This window comes from Luteimicrobium sp. NPDC057192 (assembly GCF_042670205.1).
Taxonomy (GTDB): Bacteria; Actinomycetota; Actinomycetes; order Actinomycetales; family Cellulomonadaceae; genus Luteimicrobium.
The window spans coordinates 41124-67978 of record NZ_JBHUWD010000025.1 but is presented as its reverse complement, the minus strand read 5'-3'; the positions used below and the strand labels follow the sequence as shown (position 1 = coordinate 67978).

At 74.1% G+C, this 26855-nt stretch carries 24 protein-coding genes and 1 other RNA gene; 17 read left to right on the top strand and 8 right to left on the bottom strand.

The window, feature by feature from the left end; translation table 11 throughout:
• Positions 1-47: 47 nt before the first annotated feature.
• On the bottom strand, positions 48-1529 hold the full coding sequence (locus ACFT5B_RS12765; protein ID WP_386798774.1) for an NAD-dependent succinate-semialdehyde dehydrogenase: 1482 nt from the start codon (positions 1527-1529) through the stop codon (positions 48-50).
• Between the two features lie 90 nt (positions 1530-1619).
• Complete coding sequence (locus ACFT5B_RS12760; protein ID WP_386798772.1) at positions 1620-3560, bottom strand: FAD-binding monooxygenase; 1941 nt, start codon at positions 3558-3560, stop codon at positions 1620-1622.
• A 144-nt stretch (positions 3561-3704) separates the two neighbouring features.
• Here ACFT5B_RS12760 and ACFT5B_RS12755 point away from each other — a divergent pair, with 144 nt between their 5' ends.
• The 6 genes from ACFT5B_RS12755 (at position 3705) to ACFT5B_RS12730 (ending at position 9472) form a co-directional block, all read left to right on the top strand.
• A complete protein-coding gene (locus ACFT5B_RS12755) occupies positions 3705-4415 on the top strand; it encodes an IclR family transcriptional regulator (RefSeq protein ID WP_386798770.1) in 711 nt (236 codons plus the stop codon).
• A 158-nt stretch (positions 4416-4573) separates the two neighbouring features.
• Positions 4574-5503 (top strand): patatin-like phospholipase family protein, encoded by a 930-nt coding sequence (locus tag ACFT5B_RS12750; RefSeq protein ID WP_386798768.1) that lies wholly within the window; start codon positions 4574-4576, stop codon positions 5501-5503.
• A 163-nt stretch (positions 5504-5666) separates the two neighbouring features.
• The gene (locus ACFT5B_RS12745) at positions 5667-7151 is read left to right on the top strand and encodes a fumarylacetoacetate hydrolase family protein (RefSeq protein ID WP_386798766.1); all 1485 of its coding nucleotides are present in this window, start codon (positions 5667-5669) and stop codon (positions 7149-7151) included.
• Positions 7133-7849, top strand: coding sequence for a GntR family transcriptional regulator (locus ACFT5B_RS12740; protein WP_386798764.1), 717 nt, complete (start codon positions 7133-7135; stop codon positions 7847-7849). Before ACFT5B_RS12745 ends, ACFT5B_RS12740 begins: the two co-directional genes overlap by 19 nt.
• Positions 7850-7892: 43 nt before the next feature.
• Positions 7893-8678, top strand: coding sequence for a 2-oxo-hept-4-ene-1,7-dioate hydratase (gene hpaH / locus ACFT5B_RS12735; RefSeq protein ID WP_386798762.1), 786 nt, complete (start codon positions 7893-7895; stop codon positions 8676-8678).
• Complete coding sequence (locus ACFT5B_RS12730; protein WP_386798760.1) at positions 8663-9472, top strand: aldolase/citrate lyase family protein; 810 nt, start codon at positions 8663-8665, stop codon at positions 9470-9472. The genes hpaH and ACFT5B_RS12730 overlap by 16 nt, the downstream gene beginning before the upstream one ends.
• Positions 9473-9521: 49 nt before the next feature.
• On the opposite strand, the gene ACFT5B_RS12725 is transcribed toward ACFT5B_RS12730, so the two are convergent.
• Entirely contained in the window at positions 9522-10031 is a 510-nt protein-coding gene (locus tag ACFT5B_RS12725; RefSeq protein ID WP_386798758.1) for a nuclear transport factor 2 family protein, read from the bottom strand.
• A 104-nt stretch (positions 10032-10135) separates the two neighbouring features.
• Here ACFT5B_RS12725 and ACFT5B_RS12720 point away from each other — a divergent pair, with 104 nt between their 5' ends.
• The 4 genes from ACFT5B_RS12720 to ACFT5B_RS12705 are packed head-to-tail and all read left to right on the top strand — an operon-like array spanning position 10136 to position 14281.
• Positions 10136-11839: a bifunctional 3'-5' exonuclease/DNA polymerase gene (locus tag ACFT5B_RS12720; RefSeq protein WP_386798756.1), complete on the top strand. Its 1704-nt coding sequence runs from the start codon at positions 10136-10138 to the stop codon at positions 11837-11839.
• Positions 11840-11883: 44 nt separating this feature from the next.
• A complete protein-coding gene (locus ACFT5B_RS12715; protein ID WP_386798754.1) occupies positions 11884-12798 on the top strand; it encodes a Nif3-like dinuclear metal center hexameric protein in 915 nt (304 codons plus the stop codon).
• A gap of 20 nt (positions 12799-12818) precedes the next feature.
• Entirely contained in the window at positions 12819-13568 is a 750-nt protein-coding gene (locus tag ACFT5B_RS12710; RefSeq protein ID WP_386798753.1) for a zinc ribbon domain-containing protein, read from the top strand.
• Positions 13565-14281: a histidine phosphatase family protein gene (locus tag ACFT5B_RS12705; RefSeq protein ID WP_386798751.1), complete on the top strand. Its 717-nt coding sequence runs from the start codon at positions 13565-13567 to the stop codon at positions 14279-14281. The genes ACFT5B_RS12710 and ACFT5B_RS12705 overlap by 4 nt, the downstream gene beginning before the upstream one ends.
• Before the next feature lie 114 nt (positions 14282-14395).
• Here ACFT5B_RS12705 and ACFT5B_RS12700 read toward each other — a convergent pair whose 3' ends face one another.
• Positions 14396-15244: a YaaA family protein gene (locus ACFT5B_RS12700; RefSeq protein ID WP_386798749.1), complete on the bottom strand. Its 849-nt coding sequence runs from the start codon at positions 15242-15244 to the stop codon at positions 14396-14398.
• Between the two features lie 255 nt (positions 15245-15499).
• Between ACFT5B_RS12700 and ACFT5B_RS12695 the strand changes: the two genes are divergently transcribed.
• The 4 genes from ACFT5B_RS12695 to ACFT5B_RS12680 all read left to right on the top strand — a co-directional run bounded on the left by ACFT5B_RS12695 (position 15500) and on the right by ACFT5B_RS12680 (position 17492).
• Complete coding sequence (locus tag ACFT5B_RS12695; RefSeq protein WP_386798746.1) at positions 15500-15883, top strand: tautomerase family protein; 384 nt, start codon at positions 15500-15502, stop codon at positions 15881-15883.
• A 120-nt stretch (positions 15884-16003) separates the two neighbouring features.
• An RNA gene (rnpB, locus tag ACFT5B_RS12690) (RNase P RNA component class A) lies at positions 16004-16402 on the top strand.
• A 224-nt stretch (positions 16403-16626) separates the two neighbouring features.
• A complete protein-coding gene (locus ACFT5B_RS12685; RefSeq protein ID WP_386798744.1) occupies positions 16627-16914 on the top strand; it encodes an STAS domain-containing protein in 288 nt (95 codons plus the stop codon).
• Positions 16915-17177: 263 nt separating this feature from the next.
• Positions 17178-17492: a lipid asymmetry maintenance protein MlaB gene (locus ACFT5B_RS12680; RefSeq protein ID WP_386798742.1), complete on the top strand. Its 315-nt coding sequence runs from the start codon at positions 17178-17180 to the stop codon at positions 17490-17492.
• 73 nt (positions 17493-17565) lie between these two features.
• Here the strand turns inward: ACFT5B_RS12680 and ppgK are convergent, their stop codons facing one another.
• Positions 17566-18339, bottom strand: coding sequence for a polyphosphate--glucose phosphotransferase (gene ppgK / locus ACFT5B_RS12675; protein WP_386798740.1), 774 nt, complete (start codon positions 18337-18339; stop codon positions 17566-17568).
• Positions 18336-19250, bottom strand: a complete 915-nt coding sequence (map, locus tag ACFT5B_RS12670) for a type I methionyl aminopeptidase (protein ID WP_386798738.1) — start codon at positions 19248-19250, stop codon at positions 18336-18338. Before map ends, ppgK begins: the two co-directional genes overlap by 4 nt.
• Before the next feature lie 70 nt (positions 19251-19320).
• Between map and ACFT5B_RS12665 the strand changes: the two genes are divergently transcribed.
• The gene (locus ACFT5B_RS12665; RefSeq protein ID WP_386798736.1) at positions 19321-19524 is read left to right on the top strand and encodes an SPOR domain-containing protein; all 204 of its coding nucleotides are present in this window, start codon (positions 19321-19323) and stop codon (positions 19522-19524) included.
• 6 nt (positions 19525-19530) lie between these two features.
• Here ACFT5B_RS12665 and panB read toward each other — a convergent pair whose 3' ends face one another.
• On the bottom strand, positions 19531-20379 hold the full coding sequence (gene panB / locus ACFT5B_RS12660) for a 3-methyl-2-oxobutanoate hydroxymethyltransferase (protein ID WP_386798734.1): 849 nt from the start codon (positions 20377-20379) through the stop codon (positions 19531-19533).
• Entirely contained in the window at positions 20376-22082 is a 1707-nt protein-coding gene (locus tag ACFT5B_RS12655) for an NAD+ synthase (protein WP_386798732.1), read from the bottom strand. Before ACFT5B_RS12655 ends, panB begins: the two co-directional genes overlap by 4 nt.
• A gap of 114 nt (positions 22083-22196) precedes the next feature.
• On the opposite strand from ACFT5B_RS12655, the gene glnA reads away from it, so the two are divergent.
• The gene (gene glnA / locus ACFT5B_RS12650; protein ID WP_386798730.1) at positions 22197-23546 is read left to right on the top strand and encodes a type I glutamate--ammonia ligase; all 1350 of its coding nucleotides are present in this window, start codon (positions 22197-22199) and stop codon (positions 23544-23546) included.
• On the top strand, positions 23543-26761 hold the full coding sequence (locus tag ACFT5B_RS12645; protein WP_386798728.1) for a bifunctional [glutamine synthetase] adenylyltransferase/[glutamine synthetase]-adenylyl-L-tyrosine phosphorylase: 3219 nt from the start codon (positions 23543-23545) through the stop codon (positions 26759-26761). The genes glnA and ACFT5B_RS12645 overlap by 4 nt, the downstream gene beginning before the upstream one ends.
• Positions 26762-26855: the final 94 nt, after the last annotated feature.

The following is a 26855-nucleotide window of genomic DNA, read 5'->3' as shown; positions in this document are numbered from 1 at the left end:
CGCCCGGCGTGTCGCACCAAGACTCCGCACTCACGGGTCGGTGAGGTTTACGCGAACGGGTTCGGGGTGAGCGTGTACTTCGTCTGCAGGTACTCGTGGATGCCCTCGGCGCCGCCCTCGCGGCCCAGGCCGGACAGCTTCCAGCCGCCGAACGGAGCGGCCGCGTTCGACACGACCCCGACGTTGAGCCCCATCATCCCGGTCTCGAGCCGCTCGATCATGCGCTGCCCGCGGGCCAGGTCCCGCGTGTAGACGTAGGACACGAGCCCGTACTCGGTGGCGTTGGCGAGCCGTACGGCCTCGTCCTCGTCGTCGAACGGGACGATAGCGAGCACCGGCCCGAAGATCTCCTCGCGCAGGATCGCGCTGCCCGGCTGCACCTCGGACAGGACGGTCGCCTCGTAGAACGTGCCGGGCCCGTCGATCGCCGCGCCCCCGGTGCGGAGCGTGGCGCCCCGCTCGACGGCGTCGCTCACGAGCTCGCCGGTCTTGGCGACCGCGCGGTCGTCGATGAGCGGGCCGATCGTCACGCCGTCCTCGGTCCCGCGCCCGGTGCGGAACGCCTGCACGCGCTCGGTGACGCGGCGCGCGAACTCGTCCGCGACGGAACGGTGCACGACGAACCGGTTGGCCGCCGTGCACGCCTGCCCGATGTTGCGGAACTTGGCCGCGATGGCACCGTCGACGGCCGAGTCGAGGTCGGCGTCGTCGAACACGACGAACGGCGCGTTCCCGCCGAGCTCCATGGACGTGCGCAGGACGCCGCCCGCCGCCTGCTCGAGGAGCTTCTGCCCGACGGGCGTCGAGCCCGTGAAGGAGAGCTTGCGCAGGCGGGGGTCACGGATGATCGCTTCGGAGACCGGGCCGGTCCGCCGGGTCGTGATGACGTTGACGACGCCGGCAGGGACACCCGCGTCCTCGAGGATCCGCGCGAGGAACAGCGTCGTCAGCGGCGTGAGCGTCGCGGGCTTGACGACGACGGTGCAGCCGGCGGCGAGCGCGGGCGCGATCTTGCGCGTGGCCATGGCGAGCGGGAAGTTCCACGGCGTGATGAGGAAGCACGGTCCGACGGGGTGGTGGGTCACGATCATCCGGCCCGTGCCCTCGGGGTTGGCGCCGTAGCGGCCCTGCAGGTGCGCCGTCTCCTCGCTGAACCAGCGCAGGAACTCGCCGCCGTACGCGACCTCGCCGCGCGCTTCCGCGAGCGGCTTGCCCATCTCGAGCGTCATGAGGAGCGCGACGTCCTCCTTGCGCTCCTGGAGCAGGTCGAACGCGCGGCGCAGGATCTCGGCGCGCTCGCGGGCGGGGGTCGCGGACCACGCAGGGAAGGCCTCGGACGCGGCGTCGAGCGCGGCGACCCCGTCGGCGACGGTCGCGCTCGCGATCTCCTTGAGCAGCGCTCCGGTCGCGGGGTCGTGCACGGGCAGCGTGGCGCCGTCCGCGGCGTCGCGCCACGTCCCGCCGACGAGCAGGCCGTCGGGCACGCCCGCCAGCAGCTCGGCCTCGCGCGCGCTCAGCAGGTCACTCATGGGAACTCCTTCGTCCGTCCGGCGCCACCGCCGTCACGGGACCATAGTCGAGCTGTCTGCCTTCTCGGCCGAGGCCGCGGAGGACGCGCGTCACGCCTCGACCGGCTCCGCGGCGGTCCGGTCCGCCGGCAGGAGCAGGCCGGCGAAGAACGTCGCGAGCTCGGCCGTCGCGGTCAGCGGGAGCACGTGCGCGACGTACTGGTCGGGGCGCACCACGACGACGGCGCCACGGGTCCGGTCGATCCCGCGCAGGTCGAACACGTCGCCCAGCTCCGGGTCGGCGGCGTAGACCTTCTCGTAGTCGACGAGCCCGAACGGCCCGACGTGCGGCCGGAAGACCGGTGGCACCACCGCGAGGTCCACCTGGTCGTGCGGCTGCTGGTAGACGACCTTGACGTCGAACAGGGCGTCGAAGTCGGCGCCGAGCGGCGTGAACCGGCGCACGGGGGATTCGGGTGAATCCAGGAGCCACGCGGCCCAGGCGCCGAGCGCGGAGGGCTCTCCCGGGGCCGCGGCGTCGGCGAACGCGTACAGGCGCCAGCGCCCGTCGGCGCGGTGGTGGTGGCCGAGGTGCTCGTCGTAGAAGTCCGCGACCCGGCGCACGGGCGCCGACCGGAACCGCTTGCCCACCGGGAACCCCGTCGCGAGGTCCTGGTGCGCCGTGTCACCCGTGACCATCGACGGTTCGTACCGGGTCATGAAGCCCGCGGGGAACTCCGCCGTGGCGACGTAGAACGCGGCCAGCTCGGCCGGGTCGAGGTCTTCGGGCGAGCGGGTCATGAGCGTCGACCACTCGCCGTCGAACTCGATGAGGTCCTTGGCGATCTGCCAGCGCTCGCCCGAGTACGTGTCGAGCAGCGACTCGGGGCTCAGCCCGGTGAGCACCTGCCCGAGCTTCCACGCGAGGTTCCAGCCGTCCTGCATCGACACGTTCATGCCCTGGCCGGCCTTCGCGCTGTGCGTGTGGCACGCGTCGCCCGCGATGAAGACGCGCGGGGTGCGCGTCCCGGTGAGCTCCGCGGGGACGTCGTCGAACTTGTCGGTGAGGCGATGCGCCACCTCGTACACGCTCGACCAGGCGATGTGCCGGACGTCGAGGTGGTACGGGTGCATGATCGCGTTCGCGCGCTCGACCGCGGCCTCCATGGTGGTTCGGCGGACGGTCCCGCGGTTCGACTCGTCCGTCTCGCCGAGGTCTACGTACATCCGGTAGAGGTACCCGCCCTCGCGGGGGATGAGCAGGATGCTGCCGTGCGGCGACTGGATCGCGCACTTGGTCCGGATGTCCGGGAAGTCCGTGACGGTCAGCGCGTCCATCACGGCCCAGGCGTGCATAGCGTCGTCGCCCTCGAGCCGACGACCGATCGACGCCCGCACCGTGCTGTGCGCGCCGTCGCACCCGACGACGTACTTCGCGTGCACGACCCGCTCGTCGCCCTCGGCGTACGCGTGGGCCCCGACCGTGGCGGCCACGCTGCGGCGCAGGCGGACCGTCACGGGGTACGCGCCGTCGCCCGCGACCTCGAGCCCGACGAGCTCCCAGCCGTAGTCCGGGGTGATCCGGGCGGGGGAGTGCGCCGCGTACTCCTGGAAGTAGTCGAGCACGCGCGCCTGGTTGACGATCATGTGCGGGAACTCGCTGACGTGGTCGGGGTCGTCGACGGTCCGCTGGGTGCGGACGATGCCGTCCGGGTGGTCGGGCGTGACGGCCCAGAAGTTCATCGCCCGGAGCTGGAACGCCTCCTCGATGATGCGGTTCGCGAACCCGAACGCCTGGAACGTCTCGTTGCTGCGCGCCTGGATGCCGTCGGCCTGGCCGATCTGGAGCCGGCCGGGGCGGCGTTCGACGAGCCGCGTCGTCACGCCCGGGTACATGCCGAGCTGGGCGGTGAGGATCGCGCCCGCAGGCCCGGCACCGACGACGAGGACGTCGATCTCGTCGGGGAGGTCCTCGGGGCGGTCGAGACCGGTGCCGGCGGCGGGCAGCACCCGGGGGTCGCCGGTCACGTAGCCGTGATGATGGAACTGCATGGGAACTCCCGGACGTCGATGTCTGGCTAGCCACGCGCATCTGTGTTCTACTATCGAACACCACGTTCGCTTAACGAATACCGCTGATCGTATACGGTCGCCCGGCCCGTGGCCATCCCGCGGCCGCCACCGAGAGGACCCTCCGTGCCCGACGGACCCGGCCGCGCCCCCGCCGCCTCCCAGACCCTCAGCCGCGGCATCCAGCTCCTCGAGGCGCTCGCGGACGCCCGTGAGCCCCTCACCATCGACGAGCTCGCGGCCCGCATCGGCGTCCACCGCTCGATCGCGTACCGGCTGCTCCGGACGCTCGAGGACCACGGCCTCGTCGGCCGGGAGAACGGCCGGGTCGCCCTCGGGCCGCGCATGGCCGCGCTCGCCGCCGGCGTCTCGCACGACCTGCAGGCCCAGGCGCTGCCCGAGCTCACGGCGGTCGCCAACGACCTCGGTATGACGTGCTTCCTCGTCGTCCTCGACGCGGACGAGTGCATCACCCTCGCGAGCGTCGAACCGCGCCACGCGGTCGCGACCGTCGTCCAGCGCCCCGGCGCGCGCCACCCCGTCACGGCCGGCGCCCCGGGGCGTGCGGTCCTGTCCCTCCTGCCCGACGACGCCTGGCCCGCGGGTGCGCCCGCCGACGTCCGTGCGGCGGTCGATCGGGTGCGGACGCGCGGCTACGCGACGAGCCACGACGAGGTCATCCCGGGCGTGGCGTCCGTGGCGGTGCCGCTCGCGACGCGGAGCCAGCGCCCGGCAGCGATCGCCGTCGTGCACGTCGCCGACGCGCGCGAGCCTGCCGCACTGGCCGAGAGGCTGCGACGGTCGGCCGCCACGATCCGGGAGTCGCTCGGCGGCTGAGCCGTGCTACGGTCGGGGCGATCGTGAACCGACCGCAGGAGGTGAGACCCGTGAACGCAACGACCGCACCGGGTGCTCCCCTGCAGCCCACGATCTCGCGACGCGTCTGACCGTCGCCGGGAGCGCCCACCACGCAGAATCGCGAGAGGCGACTCCCCATGAGCACCACATCTTCTTCCCTTCCCGTCGACGCCACGGCACGCGTGGTCGCGCCGGGCGATCGGGCCCTCGTCCTCGGGGGCGGCGGCGCGGCCGGCAACGCCTGGCTGATCGGCGTGCTCGCCGGGCTGTCCGACGGCGGGCTCGACGTGACCACGGCCGACCTGACCGTCGGCACCTCCGCCGGCGCGACGACCGCGGCGCAGCTCGGGGGCGCGACGCCGGCCGCGCTGTTCGCAGCGACGGTCGTCGCTCCGCCGACGGCGCGTCCGGCCCCCGCCGGTGCCGGGCGCGACCCGGTCCGTGCGGCCGCCGAGGGGATGGCGCGCACCCAGGCGATCATCGACGCCGCCTCGGACGTCGCCGACATGCGTCGTCGCATGGGCGCGGCCGCGCTCGACCTGGAGGCGACGTCGGACGGCTCCTGGCCCGCCCGGTGGCGCGGCGTCGTCGGCGGGCGCCTGCCCAGCCCGGAGTGGCCGGAGCGGACCGTGGCGCTCACCGCGGTCGACGCCCGGACGGGCGAGCCGGTGGTGTTCGACCGGCGCAGCGGCGTCGAGCTCGTCGACGCCGTCGCGGCGAGCTGCTCGAGCGGGCAGCCGTATGCGATCGGTGACAGCCGGTACATCGACGGCGGCTACCGACGCAACGAGAACGCCGACCTGGCCGCGGGGCACGCCCGCGTTCTGGTGCTCTCGCCGTTCGGCGGCCGGTCGCGGCACCCGCACGCGTGGGGGTCGGACCTCGCGACCCAGGTCGCCGAGCTCCGCGCGGGCGGCAGCGTCGTCGAGACGGTCTTCCCCGACGCCGCCGCGGAGCACCTGTTCGGCGCGAACGCGGTCGACCTCGCGGCGCGCCCGACGGCCGCACGCGCCGGGCGCGACCAGGGCCTCGCCCTGGCCGGCCGGCTCAACGCGTTCTGGGCCTGAGCGGCGCGGGCCGACCGACCGCGAGGTAGCGCCTTTCGCCCGAGGTAGCGCGGACTTCGTGCTACCCCGGGCGAGCAGCGCTACCTCGTGGAACGGGGCAGGGCACGCGAGGGCGCGGTGTCGGGGGTCGTGGCGGGATCAGCGATCGTATATGATCGCGGACGTGGCAGAGACGGCACCCCCCGACCCGCGCTTCGCGGCGCTCCCCGGCCGGCCCGGCAAGATCATCGCGGTCCACGTGAGCTACGCCTCGCGGGCGGACCAGCGCGGCCGGCGCCCCGCCCAGCCCTCCTACTTCCTCAAGCCGTCGAGCTCGGTGGCGCCCTCCGGCGGGACCGTCGAGCGCCCCGCCGGCACGGAGCTGCTGGCGTTCGAGGGCGAGGTCGCTCTCGTGATCGGGCGCGAGGCGCGTCGGATCGGCGCCGACGTCGCGTGGGGCCACGTCGGCTGGGTCACGGCCGCGAACGACCTGGGCCTGTACGACCTCCGCGCGAACGACAAGGGTTCCAACGTCCGCTCGAAGGGCGGCGACGGGTTCACGCCGTTGGGTCCGCGTCTGCTCGACGCGCGCACCCTCGACCCGGCTGCTCTGCGCGTGCGGACCTGGCTGAACGGCGCGCTCGCCCAGGACGACGGCACCGGCGGTCTCCTGTTCCCCTTGGCCCGGATCGTGGCCGACCTGTCCCAGCACCTCACGCTCGAGGTCGGCGACGTGATCCTCACCGGCACGCCCGCCGGCTCCAGCGTGGTGGTTCCGGGCGACGTCGTCGAGATCGAGGTCGACGCCCCCACGGCCCCCGGCGCACCGAGCACCGGCCGCCTGGTGACGATCGTGACGCAGGGCGAGGTCCCGTTCGACGCCTCGCTCGGCTCGCTTCCTGCGGTCGACGACGTCCAGCGCGCCGAGGCGTGGGGCTCGCGCGAGGCGGCGGGCCTGCCGCCGGTCGCGCCCGTCCTCACACCGGAGCTGCGCGCCAAGCTCGAGCGCGTCCCGGTCGCGGGGCTGTCACAGCAGCTGCGCAAGCGCGGCCTCAACACCGTGACGGTCGACGGCGTGAGCCCGTTGCGACCCGGCGCGAAGCTCGTCGGCACCGCCCGGACGCTGCGGTTCGTCCCGGGCCGCGAGGACCTCTTCGCGAGCCACGGCGGCGGGTACAACGCACAGAAGCGCGCGTTCGACGCCGTCGAGCCGGGCGACGTGCTCGTGATCGAGGCGCGCCGTGACCCGGGCGCCGGCACGCTCGGCGACGTCCTCGCGTTGCGAGCGCACGCCCGCGGCGCCGCGGGGATCGTCACCGACGGGGCCGTCCGGGACGCCGACGCCGTGGCCGCCGTCGGGATCCCGGTGTTCAGCAACGGCACGCACCCCGCGGTCCTCGGCCGCAAGCACGTGCCCTGGGAGGCCGACGTGGCCGTCGCGTGCGGCGGGACGACGGTCCAGCCGGGCGACGTCGTCGTCGGCGACACGGACGGCGTGATCGTGGTGCCGCCCGCGCTCGTGGAGGAGGTCGTCGACGCCGCCCTCGCCCAGGAGGACGAGGACGCCTGGATCGCGGAGCGTGTGGCCGAGGGCAACCCCGTCCAGGGGCTGTTCCCGATGAACGCGGAGTGGAGAGCGAGGTACGACGCGTGGCGCGCAGCACGGTGACCGTCGCGGACGGCGCGAGCAAGTCGCAGCTCGCGTACGCGTGGGTGCGGGAGCGGATCGCGAGCCAGGAGTTCACGCCCGGCTTCCGGCTCGTCCTCGGGACCATCGCCAAGGAGCTCGACATGAGCGTCGTGCCGGTCCGGGAGGCCGTCCGCCAGCTCGAGGCCGAAGGCCTGGTCACGTACGAGCGCAACGTCGGGGCGCGCGTCTCGATGGTCGACGACACCCAGTACCGCTTCGCCATGCAGGCCATCGGGATCGTCGAGAGCGCCGCGACCGCGCTGTCGTCGCGACACCTCACGCCGGCCGACCTCGGCCGCGCCCGCGCGCTCAACGAGGTCATGACGGCGTCGCTCGACCGCTTCGACCCGCGCGCCTTCTCTGCGCTCAACCAGGAGTTCCACCACATCCTGTACTCGCGCTGCGCGAACCCGCGGCTGCTCGCGATGGTGGAGACGGAGTGGGCGCGGCTCGGCCACATGCGCGACACGATCTTCGCGTTCGTGCCCGAGCGTGCCCGCGAGTCCGTGCACGAGCACGAGCACATCCTCGGGCTCATCGAGGGCGGGGCGCCGCTCGACGACGTCGAGCAGGCGGTCCGCAGCCACCGGCGCGGGACGCTCGAGGCGTACCTGCACCACGAGCACCCGGGCGAGGCCGCGCCGCTCGAGGCCGTCGCGGCCGCCGGCCACGGCTGACGCCTCCGTACGACCACCCGCCCGCACGACCCCCGGAGGACGCGTGCTGCCCACCGAGACCATCGCCGCCATCGCCGACGAGCTGGCCGCGGCCGAGCGCGACCGCGGCGTCGTCCCGCGCATCACGGCGCGCTACCCGGACGCGACCGTCGAGGACGCGTACGCGATCCAGGGCGTGTGGCGCGACCGGGCGCTCGCGGCCGGACGGCGCCTCGTGGGGCGCAAGATCGGCCTCACGTCCCGGGCCATGCAGGCGGCCACCGGGATCACCGAGCCCGACTACGGCGTCATGTTCGACGACACCGTCTGGGAGAGCGGCGCGACGATCCCGTTCGACGACTTCTCGAACGTCCGCATCGAGGTCGAGCTGGCGTTCGTCCTGGCGGCGCCGCTCGAGGGCCCGCGCTGCACGGTGTTCGACGTGCTGCGGGCCACCGAGTACGTGACACCCGCGCTCGAGATCCTCAACTCGCACATCGAGCTCGAGGGCCGGACGATCGTCGACACCATCGCCGACAACGCCGCGTACGGCGGGATGGTGCTCGGCGGGGTCCCGACCGCCCCCGACCGGGTCGACCTGCGCTGGGTCTCCGCGCTCCTGTACCGCAACGAGACGATCGAGGAGACCGGTGTCGCGGCGGGCGTGCTGAACCACCCGGCGACGGGCGTCGCGTGGCTCGCGAACAAGCTCCACCAGCACGGCGCGCGCCTCGAGGCCGGGGAGATCGTCCTCGCGGGCTCGTTCACGCGGCCGATGTGGCTCGCGCGCGGCGACAGCGTGCTGTGCGACTACGGACCGATGGGAACCCTGACATGCCGCTTCCAGTGACGCCGCTGGCGCCGACCTTCCGGGCAGCGCTCGCCGCCGCCGACCGGCCGCTCGCCGGGATGTGGGTCTGCACGGGCAGCCCGGTAGTCGCGGAGATCTGCGCGGGCGGCGGCCTCGACTGGCTGCTCGTCGACATGGAGCACGGCCCCAACGGCCTCGAGTCCGTCCTCGCGCAGCTCCAGGCCGTCGCCGCGTACCCGGTGACGCCCGTCGTCCGGGTGCCAGCCGGCGACGCCGTCGCCATCAAGCAGGTGCTCGACCTCGGGGCGCAGAACCTCCTCGTGCCCATGGTGTCGTCGGCCGCCGAGGCGGAAGCCGTCGTCGAGGCGGTCCGGTACCCGCCCCGCGGCAGGCGCGGCGTGGGTTCGGCCCTGGCCCGGTCCGCGCGCTGGAACCGCGTCGACGGGTACCTCACCGACGCCGACGAGCACGTCTCGCTGTTCGTCCAGGTGGAGACCGCGGCAGCCGTCGACGCCGCCGCCCAGATCGCGGCGGTCGACGGGGTCGACGGCGTGTTCGTCGGGCCGTCGGACCTCGCGGCGTCGATGGGGCTCCTCGGGCAGCAGACGCACCCCGACGTCGTCGCCGCCGTCCTGCGCGCGTTCGAGGCCGTCCGCGCGCAGGGCGTCCCGGTCGGGGTCAACGCGTTCGACCCGGCGGTCGCGGACTCCTATCTCGAGGCGGGTGCGTCCTTCGTGCTCGTCGGTGCGGACGTCGCGCTGCTCGCGCGGGGCTCCGAGGCGCTCGCCACGCGGTTCGTGGGTGCCACCGACCCGGGTCGCGGGGGCTACTGATCCCGCCCGCCCGGGCAGCGGGGCCCCGCCTGCCGGCAGCGGGGCCCGCTCAGCCGGCAGCCGGCAGCGGCCGCGCCGACGGCGGCATCCCGGGCGTCCCGGGCAGGGGCGTGTCGTCGACGTACCGGAGCTCGTAGACCCGCTCCGCGAACCGCCAGCCGTCCGCGGTCCGTCGGTACCGGTCGTGGTAGATGCCGTGGTTGCGGTGCGAGGTCCCGTCGCGCAGCCGACCGAGCTCCTCGAGGAACGTCCGCCCGGACGCCGCGTCGGGGTCGTCCGGGTCGGGCACGACGGCGCCCGGCGTGGAGACCTGGACGAAGAACTCCCACGCGCCCTGCATCCGCTCGACCGAAGCCCGGATCGCCGCCCGGCCCTCCGCCTCGGCGGACACGTCGGGCATGCGGACGGCGCCGTCGTCGGTGAACAGGGACGCCAGCCGGTCGAAGTCGTGGACCATCACCGCATCGGTGAACTCCGCGCGCAGCGCGTCGATGGCGACGCGGTCCCGGAGCGGGTCCGGGGTCACGGTGGTGGTCGGTGCGGTGCTCAGCTGGGTCATGGTGGTCTCCCTCGCGTGGTAGCGGTGGTGTTCACGAGGGTGACGAGCGGCACGGTCCGGACGTGACCGGCGACCCGTGTGGGCAGCCCGCAGGAGACTGAGGCGTGCATGTCGTCGTCGCGGCCTCGTCGCCGGGCCCAGCCACCGCCGTCGACGTCGGCGGCGTGACGGCGGCCGAGGCCGCGCGGGGCGAACGTCCCCGCTGGACGTGGGCCGACACCAACCTCTGGTACCCCGGGCTCCTGCGCGCGGGCGTGCGCGTCGACCGCTGCCACGACCTGCGCCTCGCGCACCGCGTGCTCCGGACCTCCGCCTGGACGGCCGGCTCGCCCCTCGCCCAGGGGCCGTCGTCGTCGTGGGACACGCTGCAGCCCGTCCCCGCGGGCGGGACCCAGCCCCCACCCGACGACGACGGCACGCTCTTCGACCTCGACCCCGCCCCCCGCGCGTCGGGGGCGGGCGGGGAGACGACGCTTGACGGACCGGCGTGCCGCACGGAGCTCCACGCCCAGCTCGACGCGGTCGCCACCAGCCAGGCGCCGGGCCGCCTCCGGCTGCTGCTGGCCGCCGAGGCCGCGGGGGCGCTCGCGGCCGCCGAGATGCACCGGGCGGGCGTGCCCTGGGACGCGGACCGGCACGACGAGGTGCTCCGCGACCAGCTCGGCTCGCGCCCCCCGCTCGGGGCCCGGCCGGAGCGGATGGAGCGGCTCGCCACCCAGGTCCGGGACGCGCTCGACGCCCCGACCCTCAACCCCGACTCGCTCCCCGACGTCCTGCGGGCCCTGCGCCGGACCGGGCTCGCGGTCACCTCGACCCGTTCGTGGGAGCTGCAGCAGGTCGACCACCCCGCCATCGAGCCGCTGCTCGCGTACAAGAAGCTCTCACGGCTGTTCTCCGCGAACGGCTGGGCGTGGCTCGACGCATGGGTGCAGGACGGACGGTTCCGGCCCGAGTACGTCGTCGGGGGCGTCGTCACCGGGCGCTGGGGGTCGAGCGGAGGCGGCGCGCTCCAGGTCCCCAAGCAGCTCCGTGACGCCGTCCGCTCCGACCCCGGCTGGGTGTTCGTCGTCGCGGACGCCGCCCAGCTCGAGCCCCGCGTCCTCACCGGGCTCGCGCACGACGACCGCATGGCCGAGGCAGGGCGCGGCACCGACCTCTACCAGGGCATGGTCGACACGGGCGTCGTCGACTCGCGCGCGCACGCCAAGGTCGGGATGCTCGGCGCCATGTACGGGGGGACGACCGGCGCGAGCGCCGCCGTCCTCCCGCGGCTCGCGCGCGCGTTCCCGCAGGCGCTCGCGCTCGTCGAGGACGCCGCGCGCACGGGGGAGCGGGGCGACGTCGTCACCACGCTCCTCGGGCGCACCTCCCCGCGCCCCGGCGCTTCCTGGCACGAGACCCAGGTGCTCGCGCAGAGCGACGACGCCGACGCGGGCGCCGAGTCCAAGGCACGCGCCCAGACCCGGGCGTGGGGGCGGTTCACACGCAACTTCGTCGTGCAGGGCACCGCCGCCGAGTGGGCCCTGTGCTGGATCGCCGAGGTGCGCCGGCGGCTGTGGGCGCTCGGCGTCGGGGACGGGCCGCCGGGACTCGCCCCGGCGCCGTTCACCGGCCGCCCGCACCTCGTGTACTTCCTGCACGACGAGCTCGTCGTGCACACGCCCGCGGCGCTCGCGGACGCGGTCGCGGCGGAGGTCCGCGAGGCCGCCGCGGCGTCGGGCAGGCTGCTCTTCGGGGACTACCCGGTCGACTTCCCCGTGTCGGTCGGGGTGGCCGGCTCCTACGGCGAGGCCAAGGACGGCGGGTGAGGCGGAGGACGGCGGGCTGCGCTCGGCGCCGGTAGCCTGCCGACATGACTGCCGAGCCGACCCCTCCCGACGACGCCCTTCGGCTCTCCGATGTGGTCCGGGTGCTCGACGCGCTCTACCCGCCGTCGTCCGCGGAGTCGTGGGACGCCGTCGGGCTGGTGGCCGGTGACCCCGCGCAGCCGGTCCGCCGCGTCCTCTTCGCCGTCGACCCCACCTGGACCGTCCTCGACGAGGCCGTCGAGGTGGGCGCGGACCTGCTCGTCACGCACCACCCGTTGCTGCTGCGCGGGGTGCACTCGGTCGCTGCGACGACGTTCAAGGGCGCGTTCGTCCACCGCGCGATCCGCGAGGGCGTCGCCGTCTACACCGCGCACACCAACGCCGACGCCGCCCGCGGCGGGGTCGCCGAGGCGTTGGCCGAGCTCATCGGCGTGGAGGACGCCGAGCCCCTCGTCCCCGCGGACACGCGCGACCACACGCTGCCCGCGACCGGGATCGGCCGGGTCGGGCGGCTGGCCGAGCCTGCGCCGTTGCGCGTGCTCGCCGAGCGCGTCGCGGCGGCGCTGCCCGCCACCGCCCAGGGCGTCCGGGTGTCGGGCGACCTGGACGCGGTGGTCGAGCGGGTCGCCGTCGTCGGGGGAGCGGGCGACTCGCTGTTCGACGCGGTGCGCTCGTCGGGCGCCGACGTCTACGTGACCGCGGACCTGCGTCACCACCCGGCGTCCGAGCTGCGCGAGCGCGCCGAGCACGAGGCACGCGCCGCGGGTGCGGGCGCGGCGCGCCCCTTCCTCGTCGACGTCGCGCACTTCGCGTCGGAGTGGCCGTGGCTCGAGCACGCCGCGCACGACCTCGTCCGCCTGGTCGGCGAGACCGCCGACGCCCCGCACGCGGGTAAGTTGGACGTGCGCGTCAGCACGCGCCCGACGGACCCGTGGACCGCCCGGTTCCCGTCGCCCTGATCTGTCCCGAAAGGACCGTTGTGGCCACTGCTCCTGCGTCCGACCAGCTCCGCCTCCTCGACGTCCAGGCCCTCGACACGCGCCTCCAGCAGCTCGCGCACCGCCGGTCGTCGTCGCCTGCGATCGCCAAGGTCTCCGAGGTGGACGGCCGGCTCGCCGACGTGCACACCTCGCTCGTCCAGTCCCGGACGGCCGCCGAGGACCTGCGCCGCGAGGTCGCGAAGGCCGAGCAGGACGTCGAGCAGGTCCGCACGCGCGCCGCCCGCGACCAGCAGCGCCTCGACTCCGGTGCCGTGGGCGCGAAGGACGCGCAGGCGCTCGTCGCGGAGCTCGCGAGCCTCGCGCGGCGCCAGGGGGCGCTCGAGGAGGTCGAGCTCGACGTCATGGAGCGGCTCGAGGCGCACGAGTCGGCGCTCGCCGAGCTCGAGTCCGCGCACGCGCAGCTCGTCGCCGAGAAGGAGCAGGCCGAGTCGGAGCGCGACGCGGAGCTGGGGGACATCGACGGCACCGTCTCGGAGGTCCGCGCGGAGCGCGAGAAGGCGGCCGACGGGATCGACGCCGGGCTCCTCGCGCTGTACGACCGTGTCCGCGCGCAGGCCGGCGGCCTCGGCGCGGCGGCGCTGCGCGGGCGGCGCTGCGAGGGCTGCCGCCTCGAGCTCAACCCGGGCGACCTGCGAGCCATCGCCACGAAGGGCCCCGACGAGATCGTGCGCTGCGAGGAGTGCGGCCGGATCCTCGTCCGCGTGGAACCCGCCGGGCAGGCCGCGTGAGCGCCGCGGTGGGGGACGCCGAGCAGCCTGCGGTTCGGCGTCCCTCGGGCGTGACCGTCCGCTTCGACGACGCCGAGCCGCTCACCGTGGTGCTCGTGCGGCACGGAGTGACCGAGATGACCGTGGCGGGAGCGTTCTCGGGCTCGGGCGAGCCGGGGCCGTCGCTCACGGCCGCGGGCCGGGTGCAGGCGGCGCAGGCCGCGGATCTCGTGCACCGGATCGGCCGGACGGCGTGGACCGACCTGCCGCGCGCCTCGGCCGTCGTCGCGTCCCCGATCGTCCGCACGCAGGAGACCGCGGCCGCCGTCGGACGCCGGCTCGGCGTGCCCGTGAGGACGGACGCACGCTTCGCGGAGATCCACTTCGGCGACTACGAGGGCCTGCGCTTCCCGGAGGTCGAGGAGCGCGAGCCGGGCTGGCTCCGACGGTTCTACCAGGGCGGTGACGTCGCTGCGCCGGGCGGCGAGTCGCTCGCGGGCGTCGGCGAGCGCGTCTGGGACGGCCTGCGCGCGCTCCGCGACGAGGGCACGGGCCGGACCGTCGCCGTCGTCACGCACGCCATGGCGGTGCGAGCCGCGGTCGGGCGGGCGTTCGGGTCGCCGCCCGCGCAGTGGACGAAGATCCGGATCACCCCGGCCTCCGTGACGATCCTGCGCCTCTGGCCCGACGACGAGACCGAGGTGACCGTCGTGGGGTGCCCGCCCGACCTCTGATCAGCACCCTGTCAGAAGCTCGCGGCAGCAGAGTGCCGTGAGGTTCTGACAAGCCTCGTGGTGGGGCGTGCTGTCAGAAGCTGGCGGCAGCGGAGTGCCGTGAGGTTCTGCAGGTCAGGGGGCGTCGACGACGACGAGCTCGAGGGTCGCCGTCCCGGCCCTGCGGCCGGGTACAAGCTCCGCGGCGACGATCCGCCGCCGGTCCACCGTCGTCCCGACGAGCTCGCGGGCGGCGTCGAGGAGGTCCTCGGGCGTCGTCGGGGGCTCGCCCTCGCGTCGCAGCAGATGGCCGACGAGCACGCCGCGTGTGTGCTTCGCGTGGTGCGACACGACCGTGCGCTTGCCGGCGTGCTCGCGGAGCACGGTGACGGGCACGTGCGCCGCGGACGTCGGCGGCTTCCACGCGGCCGCGTACGTCGCGGAGCGGCAGTCGACGACGACGTCGCCCTCCGCCCGCGCGTCGAGCGCCTTCGCGAGCGGCTCGCGCCAGGACCGGGCGAGCGGCCCGACGCCGGGCAGGTCCACGCCCATCGACAGCCGGTACGCCGGGATGAGGTCGGACGGCGTCACGACGCCCCAGAGCGCGCTCACGACGCGGACGTCGTCGAGGCGGGTGCGCAGGCGCTCCGCCACGTCCGCAGCGGCGCCGTTCGTGCCGGCGGACGTGGCGTCGTCGTGCGCGGAGGCGAGCCCCGCGGCCGCGTACAGGACCCCCGTGTAGACGTGGGCGGCGGGGGCGGCGCGCTGTTCGCGGACGGTCGCGCCGCGGCGCACCTCCTCGGCCAGTGACGCCCCGACGTGCAGGACGTCGAGTGCGTCCGGCCGGGCGCTGACCTCCGCCAGCGCGTCCAGCACGCGTTCGCGGTGCTCCGTCAGCTCCGGCGAGGTGAGCGCGGCGAGGTCGACGGCGTCGCCCGCGACGGGCGCGGTCTTCCCCTCGGACGGTGGGAGCAGGACGAGCACCCGGCAAGCCTAGGTGGTGGGTGGCGCCGGGCAGCAATCAGGGCACCTACGCTGGGCCCGTGACCTCGAGCGAGCAGCGACCCGACCCGGTGGGACGACACCGCCGTCGTCCGGGCGAACCGTTCGCGCCCGCCGAACGCACGCGCCGTCGTGATGCGGCGCGCCGAGAGCTCGTCGAGCCCTGGCGTGCGCTGTGGCGTCTCGTCCGTCGGCGTGGTCGAGACTCCTGACCTCCCGCTCGGCTAGGGTCGCTCGATGGCCCAGGTGAAGGTGTACGGACGGCGCTCCGCGTGGGCGCACCGCCGCGACGAGCTCTCGGACGCGCTGCACGACGCTCTCGTGCGCACGTGGCAGCTGCCCGCCGAGAAGCGGTTCCACCGGTTCCTGTGGCTCGACGACGCCGACCTCGTGGCGCCGCGCGGCGATGCCTACCTCGTCGTCGAGGTCGTGTGCTTCACCGGTCGCAGCGACGAAGCCAAGCGCGCGCTCGTCCGCGCGCTGTTCGACGACGTCGCCCCGCGGTTCGACCTGCCGACCGACGACCTCGAGGTGGTGATCCTCGAGTCGCCCCAGGTCAACTGGGGGATCCGCGGCCGGGCGGGCGACGAGCTGGCGCTCAGCTACCGCGTCGACGTCTGACCTCGCGTACGCGCCCCAGCCTTCGTGAGTGCGTAGTTCTTGCGCGACACGCCCGGCGTGCCGCGCAAGAACTACGCACTCACGGGAGGGGCTGGCGAGCCGGTAGGCTGGACAGGCGGACGAGTCGGTCGGACGGCCGCGTCACCGCCCCGGCGGTGCCGAGGAACGTCCGGGCTCCGAAGGGCAAGGTGGTGGGTAACGCCCACCCGGGGTGACCCGCGGGACAGTGCCACAGAAAGCAGACCGCCACGCACGGCTTCGGCCGCGCGAGGTAAGGGTGAAACGGTGGTGTAAGAGACCACCAGCGTGCCGGGTGACCGGTGCGGCTCGGTAAACCCCACCTGGAGCAAGGTCAGACAGACTGTGTTTGAGGGCGGCCCGCTCGATTCTCTGGCGAGAAGCACAGTCGGGTAGACCGCTGGAGGCGCACGGCAACGTGCGTCCTAGATGGATGGCCGTCGCCCGCGCGGGGGCAACCGCGCGCGGGGACAGAACCCGGCGTACAGACCGACTCGTCCGCACCCCTCCTCCCCGGGCGCCGCCGACGCCCTGCATCGTCTCCCTCACGGTCGGGCCGGCTCCGGGCGGCGCCCCGGGCTCGTCCGGGCTAGCCTCGTCCTCGTGCGCCGACGGGGCGCGCGGGCCAGGAACGGCCCGCGGCGGGCGCACGTCCCACGAGCGGGTACGACAGAGGTAGGTCTTCGGTGGTCGGAACAGGCGGAACTGCGGCGGGGACGATCTCCGTGGTCGAGGAACCGGGACGCACGGTGGTGCTGCTCGCCGGCGAGATCGACGTGGCGTTGCGCGCGCACGCGAGCCTGGCGCTGTCGACGGCGCTGCGACGCGACCTCCCCGTCGTGGTCGACGCCGCCGGGGTGACGTTCGCCGACTCCGGTGGCATCGCGTTCCTGATCCAGTTCCGCGCCCTGGGGAGCGAGGGTCTCGACGTCACCTTCCGCGCGCTGCCGCCGGCGATCGTCGACGTCCTGGACATCCTCGGCGTGCGCGACGAGTTCGCCTGCGCCGCCTGACCCCGCAGCAGCAGGCCGCGGGCGCCCATGTTGCCAGCGTGTTCCCAGGCCCGCGTCAGGTTGCCCCCATGTGACGCGAGGACGCTCATCTGTGTCGGGACGGTAAAGAATCCGCCACGGTGATTACACATCAGGCCGCATCTGGGTTAGCCTCGTCGCACGCACCGGTCAGGGCGTGGGATCAGGGGACTCACGGCCGGTGGACGCAACGAGGCGTCGTGCACAGGGAGTGAGGTCGGGTCTGCGTGGTCGGAACGAGCGGCGTGGTGGCGACAGGGGCGATCGCCCTGGTCGAGGAGCCGGAGCGGACGATCGTCGCGCTGAAGGGCGAGATCGACGTCGCCCTGCGTGCTGAGGCGAGCGCGGCGCTCGCGAACACTCTCGAGCGTGACCTCCCGGTCGTCATCGACGCGTCCGAGGTCACGTTCGCGGACTCGACGGGTATCGCGTTCCTCGTGCAGTTCGTGACCATCGGTCATGACGAGGGTCTGGACGTGACGCTGCGCAACCCGCCGCAGGTCATCGTCGAGGTCCTCGACATGCTCGGCGTGCGCGACCTCTTCGTCCGCGCGGTCTGAGCCGGTCCGTCCGAGGCGGGCCGGGCGCGGCCCGGCATCCCGCCGAGCCGCGCCGACGCGACGCCCGGCCGGACTACGCCTGCGGCTCCTCCTGGGAGGCGAGCCATGCGGCGCCCACGATTCCGGCGCGGTTGCGGAGCGCCGCGGGGACGATCGGGGCGCGCAGGTGCAGCAGGGGCAGGAACTTCTCCCAGCTCTTCGACACCCCACCGCCGACCACGATGAGGTCGGGGGAGAGCAGGTTCTCCACCACGGAGAAGTAGCGCTGCAGCCGGACCGACCACTCCTCGTAGCTGAGCCCCTCGCGCTCGCGAGCCAGGGTGGATGCGCGGGACTCGGCGTCGTGCCCGTCGATCTCGAGGTGGCCGAGCTCGGTGTTGGGCAGCAGTATCCCGTCGACGAACAGAGCCGACCCGATGCCGGTGCCGAGCGGTGCGACGAGCACCACGCCCTCGGTGCTGCGGGCGGCGCCGAAGTGCAGCTCGCCGTAACCCGCGGCGTCGGCGTCGTTGACGGCGGCCACGGTGCGGCCCGTCGCCTCGTGCATGACCGTCACGAGGTTGGTGCCGGTCCACGACTCGTCGAGGTTGGCGATGAAGGTCACCACGCCGTGCTTGATCGGCCCGGGGAACGCGACGCCGACGGGGGCGTCCGGAAGGTCGAAGGAGTCGACGATCTTCGCGACGATCTCGGCGACGGCGTCCGGGGTCGAGTTCTCGGGCGTCGGGATGCGGACGCGGTCGGCGGCGAACTCGCCGGTCGACAGGTCGACGGGCGCACCCTTGATGCCGGTGCCGCCGACGTCGATGCCGATCGCGATCTCGGGAGTCTTGTTCGTGGGGCTCATGGCAGGGTCAGGATCTCCGCTCCGGTGTCGGTGACGACGAGGGTGTGCTCGAACTGCGCGGTGCGCGACCGGTCGGCGGTGACGACGGTCCAGCCGTCGTCCCAGGCCTCCCAGGCGTAGGTGCCGAGGGTGAGCATCGGCTCGATGGTGAAGACCATGCCCGCCTCGATGACCGTCGAGTAGTCGGGCGCGGCGTCGTAGTGAGGGATCACGAGCCCGGAGTGGAACGACTCGCCGACGCCGTGCCCGGTGTAGTCACGGACGACCCCGTACCCGAACCGTGCCGCGTACTTCTCGATGACCCGCCCGATCACGTTGACCTCGCGCCCGGGAGCCACCGCCTTGATGCCGCGGGCGAGCGCCTCGCGCGTGCGCTCGACGAGGAGCCGCGAGTCGTCGTCGACGTCGCCCACGAGGAAGGTCGCGTTGGTGTCGCCGTGGACACCCCCGACGAAGGCCGTGATGTCGACGTTGACGATGTCGCCGTCGAGCAGCTCGGTGGTGTCGGGGATCCCGTGGCAGATGACCTCGTTGACCGACGTGCACAGCGACTTGGGGAACCCGCGGTAACCGAGCGTCGACGGGTACGCGCCGTGGTCGAGAACGAACTCGTGGCCCACGCGGTCGAGCTCGTCCGTCGTGACGCCGGGCGCAACGTGCCGCCCGACCTCCTCCAGGGCGCGCGCGGCGATGCGGCTCGCCGTCCGGATCCGCTCGATCGTCTCCGGCGTCTTGATCTCGCTGCCCTGGAACGGCTGCGGCGCGGGCCGGCCGACGTACTCCGGCCGGGCGACGGAGGCGGGGACGGCTCGAGGCGGCCCGACCGTCCCGGGGACGAGCGGGTCGGTGGTCGTGGCCCGCGACGTCGCGGGGCGTGGGACGGACGACGTCGCAGCAGGCGGGACGGGCATGTCCCCGAGTGTACGGACGCACGTGCCGCGCTCGCGTGCCGACGTCGGTGCGGCAGGGCAGAATCCACCCATGAGCACCGACGCCGAGTACTACTTCAACACCCAGACCGGCGAGGTGGAGGAGGGCAAGCCGTCGTCCTGGACCCACCGGATGGGCCCCTACGCCACGCGCGAGGAGGCCGCCCACGCGCTCGAGCGCGCCAAGGAGCGCAACGAGACGTGGGACGGCCAGGACGCCAAGCAGCCGGGCGCGTTCGACGACGAGGACGACTGAGGGACGTCAGCTCTCGAACGAGTGCTCGGCCTGCGGGAAGGCGCCCGAGGTCACCTCGTCGACGTACGACGCCGCGGCGGCGGCCAGCGCCGCACCGACCTGCCCGAACCGCTTGGCGAAGCGCGGCGACCAGTCGCCCATGCCCGCCATGTCGGTCCACACGAGCACCTGGCCGTCGACGTCGGGCCCGGCGCCGATACCGATCGTCGGGATCGCGAGGATCTCCGTGACGCGCGCGGCCACGGGCGCCGGAACCATCTCGAGCACGACGGCGCTCGCTCCGGACTCGGCGAGCGCGAGCGCGTCGTCGCACAGCACGTCGGCCGCCTCGTCGCCCCGGCCCTGGACGCGGTGTCCGCCGAGGATGTTCTCGGACTGCGGCGTGAAGCCCAGGTGCCCGATCACGGGGATGCCGGAGTCCGTGAGGAGCTTGACGTGCGCGGCGACCCGGCGGCCGCCCTCGAGCTTCACGGCGTCGGCCCCGGTCTCCTTCATGAGGCGCACGGCGGTCGCGAACGCGTGCTGCGGGGAGTCCTCGTACGAGCCGAAGGGCAGGTCGACGACGACGAACGCCCGCTTCGCGGTGCGAGCCACGGCGCGGGCCGGGGGGATCATCTCGTCGACCGTCACGGGGATCGTGTTCGCGTGCCCGAGCATGTTGTCGCCGATCGAGTCGCCGACGAGCAGCATGTCGACGCCCGCCGCGTCGAAGACGCGGGCCACGACCGCGTCGTACGCGGTGAGCATCGTGAGCTTGCGGCCCTGCGCCTTGGCCTCGGCGAGGTGCTGCACGCGCACACGCTTGCGGGCGGGCGCGCCGCCGGCCTGAGAGGTGGACGCTGCGGGCTGGGTCATGACGGGCTTCCTTCCTGGGGCTCGCGCCAGCGGGACGTGATCGGCAGACGCCGGTCCCGGCCGAACGCGAGTGCGGTGACCTTGGTGCCGAGGGGGTACTGACGGCGCTTCCACTCCGCGCGGTCGACGAGCGTGACGACCTTGTCCACGACCTCGGGGTCGAAGCCCCGGGCGAGCAGCTCGGCCCGCCCCTCGGCGTGCTCGATGTACGCGTCGAGGACCTCGTCGAGGACGTCGTACGGCGGCAGGGAGTCCTGGTCGAGCTGGCCGGGGCGCAGCTCCGCGGACGGCGGCTTGGTGATGGACGACTCGGGGATGGGCGGGATCTCGCCCGCGTCGATCGCGTGGTTGTTGCGCCACCGCGCGAGACGCCAGACCTGGGACTTGTCGACGTCCTTGATGGGGGCGTACCCGCCGATCGAGCCGGCGTCGTAGATGGTCGCGTACCCGGTCGCGAGCTCGGACTTGTTCCCGGGCGCGATCACGAGATGGCCCTCGCGGTTGGAGATGGCCATGAGGAGCACCCCGCGGACGCGCGCCTGCAGGTTCTCCTCCGCGACGCCCTCGAGGTGGAGCTCGCCCTGGAACGCCTCGACCATCGGCGCGATCGGTTGGACGCGGTAGTCGGCGCCGAGGCGCGCGGCGAGGTCCGCGGCGTCGTCCTTGCTGTGCTCGGACGAGTACGCCGACGGCATCGACACCCCGACGACGTTCTCGCCACCGATCGCGTCCGCGGCGATGGCCGCGGTGAGGGCCGAGTCGATGCCTCCCGACACGCCGAGGACGACGGACCGGAACCCGTTCTTGCGCACGTAGCCGGCCAGCCCGGCGACGCAGGCCCGGTAGACCTCCTCGTCGGGGTCGAGCGGGGGAGCGACCTCGCCGCGGGCCAGCACCTCGCCGCGGGCGGGCAGGTCCCACACGAGCAGATGCTCCACGAACTGGGGTGCGAGGGAGAGCGGGGAGTCCGAGCCGGGCGCGACGACGAACGAGCCGCCGTCGAACACCAGGTCGTCCTGGCCGCCGACCTGGTTGACGTACAGCAGCGGCGCGCCGACCTCGGACGCGCGCCGCGCCGCGAGCTCGGTGCGCTGGTGGCCCTTGCCCTCCTCGAACGGCGACGCGTTGACGACGAGCAGCGCGTCGAGGTCCTCGCCCGCGAGCTGGGCAACAGGTCCGCCGTCCTGCCAGATGTCCTCGCAGACGACAAGCCCGACGCGGCGGCCGTCGACGTCGAGCACGCACGTGCTGTCGCCGGGCGTGAAGACGCGGAACTCGTCGAACACCCCGTAGTTGGGCAGGTGGTGCTTGTCGTAGGAGGCGACCACGCGGCCGTCGCGCAGGGCGATCGCCCGGTTGGTGGGGCGCGACGGCGACCCGAGGGCCGTCATCGGGCGCTCCTTGATCGGACGCGCCCCGACCGTCCCGACGACGACCGTCACGTCCCCGAGGCCCTCCTCGGCGAGCGTCCGGGCGAGGTCGTCGCCCGCCTGGTACGCGGCGCGCCGGAACGACGCCCGCAGCGCGAGGTCCTCGATCGGGTAGCCCGTCAGGGTCATCTCGGGGAAGGCGACGAGGCGGGCGCCCCGGGCGGCCGCCTCGCGGGTCCGTGCGAGGACGGTCGCGGCGTTCCCTGCGACGTCGCCGACGCACGTGTCCACCTGGGCGAGCGCGATCCGCAGCGGCGGGGTCGTGGGCTCCATGGGGCCAGCCTAGGAGGTCCTACGAGGCTGTCCGGGACACTCGGCCCGCCACGCCCGCGGGAAGGGGGAGCGAAGGTGTCCACAACGGGCCTCCGCGTCGGGCAGGATGGGGGCATGGACAGGCAACAGGAGTTCGTGCTGCGCACCGTCGAGGAGCGCGACATCCGGTTCATCCGGCTGTGGTTCACCGACGTGCTCGGGATGCTCAAGTCGGTCGCGGTCGCGCCCGCGGAGCTCGAGTCGGCGTTCTCCGAGGGCATCGGCTTCGACGGCAGCTCGATCGAGGGCTTCACGCGCGTCTACGAGGCCGACATGATCGCCAAGCCCGACCCGACGACCTTCCAGGTCCTGCCCTGGCGCGGCGAGCAGCAGGGCACCGCCCGGATGTTCTGCGACATCCTCACCCCCGACGGCGAGCCCTCGCTCGCCGACTCGCGTTACGTCCTCAAGCGGGCGCTCGAGCGTGCGAGCGACAAGGGCTTCACGTTCTACACGCACCCCGAGGTCGAGTTCTACCTGTTCCAGGCCCTCGACCTCGGCCCCGACGAGCGGACCCCGCGCCTCGTCCCCGTCGACCGCGGCGGCTACTTCGACCACGTGCCGCGCGGGTCGGCGCACGACTTCCGCCGCGCCGCCATCACCATGCTCGAGTCGATGGGCATCTCGGTCGAGTTCTCCCACCACGAGGCAGGCCCCGGCCAGAACGAGATCGACCTGCGCTACGCGGACGCCCTCACGACCGCCGACAACCTCATGACGTTCCGGACCGTCGTCAAGGAGGTGGCGCTCGAGCAGGGCGTGTACGCCTCGTTCATGCCGAAGCCGCTCGCCGACCAGCCCGGCTCGGGCATGCACACCCACATGTCCCTGTTCGAGGGTGACCGCAACGCGTTCCACGAGCCGGGCTCGCAGTACGAGCTGAGCAAGGTCGCGCGCCAGTTCATCGCGGGGCTCCTGCACCACGCGGCCGAGATCACGGCCGTCACGAACCAGTACGTCAACTCGTACAAGCGCTTGTGGGGCGGCTCCGAGGCCCCGAGCTTCGTGAGCTGGGGCCACAACAACCGCTCGGCGCTCGTCCGCGTGCCCATGTACAAGCCGGGCAAGGGCAACTCGAGCCGCATCGAGTACCGCGCGCTCGACTCCGCCGCGAACCCCTACCTCTCCTTCGCGCTCCTGCTCGCCGCCGGCCTCAAGGGCATCGAGGAGGGTTACGAGCTGCCCGAGGAGACGTCCGACGACGTCTGGGAGCTGACGCCCACCGAGCGGCGCGCGCTCGACATCCGCCCCCTGCCGCAGGACCTCGACGAGGCGATCGGGATCATGGAGCGGTCCGAGCTCGTCGCCGAGACGCTGGGCGAGCACGTCTTCGACTACGTGCTCCGCAACAAGCGCGAGGAGTGGACGGCGTACCGCACGCAGGTCACGCCGTTCGAGCTGGAGCGCTTCTTCTCGATCCTGTGACCCCGCCCGTGACCCGCCGCCCCCAGACCCTCGTCGGGCGTCTGACGCGCCTCGGCTTCACGGACGTCGCCCGGGCGGAGTCGTTCGTGGGCGACCCGGCGCTCGCGGCCGTCGTCGGGCAGCTCGACGCCACGTCGCCGCTGCTCGACGCGCTGGGCGCGGTCGCCGACCCGGACCTCGCGCTCCTCGCGCTCGTCCGGCTGGCGGAGGCGGCGCAGCGGTGCGCGCCGGACGCCGACGGTGCGCCCCTCGCGTTCCTGCGGCGCGTGCTGACGGCGGTGTTCGACGACGACGGCGTCCCTGCGGTGGGGTCCCCGCGCGGCCGGTCTCGACCTGGACCTGAGGGTCAAGGGCGCGCCGGAGGGGTCCCTGACGCCGACCCTCGACCTGAGGTCGAGGGTCAGCCCGCCGTGCCCGTCGTCGTCGTCCGGCAGCGGCTGCTCGCGGTGCTGGGCGCGTCCGCGGCCCTGGGCGACGAGCTCGTGCGGCACCCCGAGCTCCTCGAGGTGCTCGCCGACCCGGAGCCCGCCCTCGGCCGCGCCGCGGCTGAGGTGCGCGCCGAGCTGCTTACCGCGGTCGGCGCGGACCCCGGGGCACGTGTCCCGGTGGCCGGTGTCGCCGGGAGCGAGGGCGTCGACGCCCTGCGCCACACCTACCGCGCGCGGCTGCTGCGGATCGCCGCCGCCGACCTGTGCTGCGGTGAGCCCCTGACCCGGCTGCCCGGCGTCGCGGCGGCCCTCGCGGACCTGGCGTCCGCCGCGCTCGAGGCAGCCCTCGCCGTCTCGCGGGCCGAGCTCGACGACCACGGTTCCGGCGTGCGTCTCGCCGTCATCGGCATGGGCAAGACCGGCGGACGCGAGCTCAACTACGTGTCCGACGTCGACGTCGTCTACGTCGTCGAACCCGAGCCGGGGTACGACGAGGAGTACGCGACGCGCGTCGGCACGCGCCTCGCGACCGGCCTCACCCGTGCCTGCGGCGCGCCGTCGGGGGAGCCGCCGCTGTGGGCCGTCGACGCGGCGCTGCGCCCCGAGGGCAAGCAGGGGCCTCTCGTCCGGACGCTCGCGAGCCACCTCGCCTACTACGAGCGGTGGGCCAAGACCTGGGAGTTCCAGGCGCTGCTCAAGGCGCGCCCCGTCGCGGGCGACGTGGAGCTCGGCCGCGCGTACCGCGAGGCCGTCGACCCGTTCGTGTGGCGGGCGGTCGAGCGGGAGAACTTCGTCGAGGACTCGCAGGCCATGCGTCGCCGGGTCGAGGACCACGTCCCCCCGGCGGAGGCCGACCGCCAGATCAAGCTCGGCAAGGGCGGCCTGCGCGACGTCGAGTTCACCGTCCAGCTCCTGCAGCTCGTCCACGGCCGCGCGGACGAGTCGATCCGCAGCCCCAACACGCTCACCGCGCTCGCCGCCCTGTCCGACGCCGGGTACGTCGGACGCGCGCACGCGGCGCGGCTCGCGGTCTGCTACCGGTTCCTGCGCGCGCTCGAGCACCGCGTCCAGCTCTACCGGCTGCGCCGCACGCACCTCATGCCCACCTCCGACGCCGACCTGCGGCGGCTGGCCCGGTCGCTCGGCATGCACGCCGGCGGCGACGACGGCATGGTCGAGCGCTGGCGCGCGACCCGCCGCGAGGTGCGCACGCTGCACGAGGAGCTCTTCTACCGCCCGCTGCTCCCCGCGACGGCCCAGCTGTCGGAGGAGGAGGCGAGCCTCGCGCCCGACGCGGCCCGCGCGCGCCTCGCGGCGATCGGCTACCGCGACCCCGCCGGCGCGATGCGCCACATCCAGGCGCTCACGGACGGCGTGAGCCGCCGGGCGGCCATCCAGCGTCAGCTCCTGCCCGTCATGCTCGGCTGGTTCGCCGAAGGAGCCGACCCGGACCGCGGGCTCCTCGCGTTCCGCAAGCTGTCCGACGAGCTGGGCACGACCCCCTGGTACCTCAAGCTCCTGCGCGACTCCGGCTTCGCGGCGCGGCGGCTCGCGACCCTGCTCGCGAACTCCCAGTACGTCGCGGACGCGCTCGCGCGCTCACCCGAGTCCGTCGCGTGGCTCGACGACGACGCCGACCTCGCGCCGCGCGACCTCGGCCGGCTCGACGCCGAGGTCGACGCCGTGCTCACGCGCGCGGACCGGACCCAGCCGGCCACCACGACGCTGCGGGCCGTGCGGCGGCGTGAGCTCGCGCGGACCGCCGCGGCCGAGCTCCTCGGCCTCACCGGCACCGTCCGTGCGATGGAGGCGATCTCGGCCGCTGCAGACGTCGTCCTCGTGGGGGCGCTGCGGATCGCGGCGTTCGACGCCCGCGCCGAGCTCGGCTACGGCCCGGCCGCGGAGGACTCGCCGACCCGGCTGCTCGTCGTCGGGATGGGTCGGCTCGGCGGCCGGGAGATGGGCTACGGGTCCGACGCCGACGTGCTGTTCGTGCACGACCCGCTGCCCGGCGTCGACCCGGGCGCGGCCCAGGCGTTCGCGCTGTCCGTCGCGACGCGGCTCCGGACCATCTGCTCCGCGCTGGGCGGCGAACCCGCGCTCGCCGTCGACGCCGACCTGCGGCCGGAGGGCCGCAGCGGTCCCCTGGTGCGGACCCTCGCCTCGTACGCCGAGTACTACGGCCGCTGGTCGTCGCCGTGGGAGGCGCAGGCGCTCCTGCGGGCTCGCCCCGTCGCGGGCGACCAGGGCCTCGCGGAGCGGTTCGGCGAGCTCGTCGACCCGCTCCGGTATCCCGACGGTGGGATCGACCTGGCAACGGTCCGCGAGATCCGCCGGATCAAGGCCCGGGTCGAGGCGGAGCGCCTGCCCCGCGGCGTCGAGCCGACCCGGCACCTCAAGCTCGGGCGCGGCGGCATCTCGGACGTCGAGTGGACGGCGCAGCTCCTCCAGCTCGAGCACGCCCACCGTGTGCCCGGGCTGCGCACGACGGAGACGGTCGAGGCGCTCCGGGCCGCGGCCGGCGCCGGGCTCGTCGATCCCGGCGACGTGGAGGAGCTCGCCGAGGCGTGGCTCCTCGCGTCCCGGCTGCGGGCGGCCAACGTGCTCTGGTCCGGCCGCTCGACCGGCCAGGCCGTCGACGTCCTGCCGCACGTCAGCCACGACCTGTCGGGCCTCGCCGCGGTCCTCCGGTTCGACGGGTCGGGCGTCGACCTCGAGGATCACTACCTGCGGACGGCGCGCCGGGCGCGGGCCGTCGTCGACCGCGTGTTCTACGGCGAGGACTGAGTGCTCCGGTCGCGACGGGGTCGCACCGTGGCCGGACGCACCGACGGCGCCCTCCCCGAGGGGAGAGCGCCGTCGGCACTCGTACTGCGACGTA

Excerpts from the sequence above, each read along its gene's own strand:
- ACFT5B_RS12760 (WP_386798772.1), bottom strand. The coding sequence starts at position 3,560 with ATGCAGTTCCATCATCACGGCTACGTGACCGGCGACCCCCGGGTGCTG.
- ACFT5B_RS12765 (WP_386798774.1), bottom strand. The coding sequence starts at position 1,529 with ATGAGTGACCTGCTGAGCGCGCGCGAGGCCGAGCTGCTGGCGGGCGTG.
- ACFT5B_RS12725 (WP_386798758.1), bottom strand. The coding sequence starts at position 10,031 with ATGACCCAGCTGAGCACCGCACCGACCACCACCGTGACCCCGGACCCG.
- ACFT5B_RS12715 (WP_386798754.1), top strand. The coding sequence starts at position 11,884 with ATGACTGCCGAGCCGACCCCTCCCGACGACGCCCTTCGGCTCTCCGAT.
- ACFT5B_RS12655 (WP_386798732.1), bottom strand. The coding sequence starts at position 22,082 with ATGGAGCCCACGACCCCGCCGCTGCGGATCGCGCTCGCCCAGGTGGAC.
- ppgK (WP_386798740.1), bottom strand. The coding sequence starts at position 18,339 with ATGAGCCCCACGAACAAGACTCCCGAGATCGCGATCGGCATCGACGTC.
- ACFT5B_RS12730 (WP_386798760.1), top strand. The coding sequence starts at position 8,663 with ATGCCGCTTCCAGTGACGCCGCTGGCGCCGACCTTCCGGGCAGCGCTC.
- ACFT5B_RS12695 (WP_386798746.1), top strand. The coding sequence starts at position 15,500 with ATGGCCCAGGTGAAGGTGTACGGACGGCGCTCCGCGTGGGCGCACCGC.
- ACFT5B_RS12750 (WP_386798768.1), top strand. The coding sequence starts at position 4,574 with ATGAGCACCACATCTTCTTCCCTTCCCGTCGACGCCACGGCACGCGTG.
- map (WP_386798738.1), bottom strand. The coding sequence starts at position 19,250 with ATGCCCGTCCCGCCTGCTGCGACGTCGTCCGTCCCACGCCCCGCGACG.
- ACFT5B_RS12665 (WP_386798736.1), top strand. The coding sequence starts at position 19,321 with ATGAGCACCGACGCCGAGTACTACTTCAACACCCAGACCGGCGAGGTG.
- panB (WP_386798734.1), bottom strand. The coding sequence starts at position 20,379 with ATGACCCAGCCCGCAGCGTCCACCTCTCAGGCCGGCGGCGCGCCCGCC.
- glnA (WP_386798730.1), top strand. The coding sequence starts at position 22,197 with ATGGACAGGCAACAGGAGTTCGTGCTGCGCACCGTCGAGGAGCGCGAC.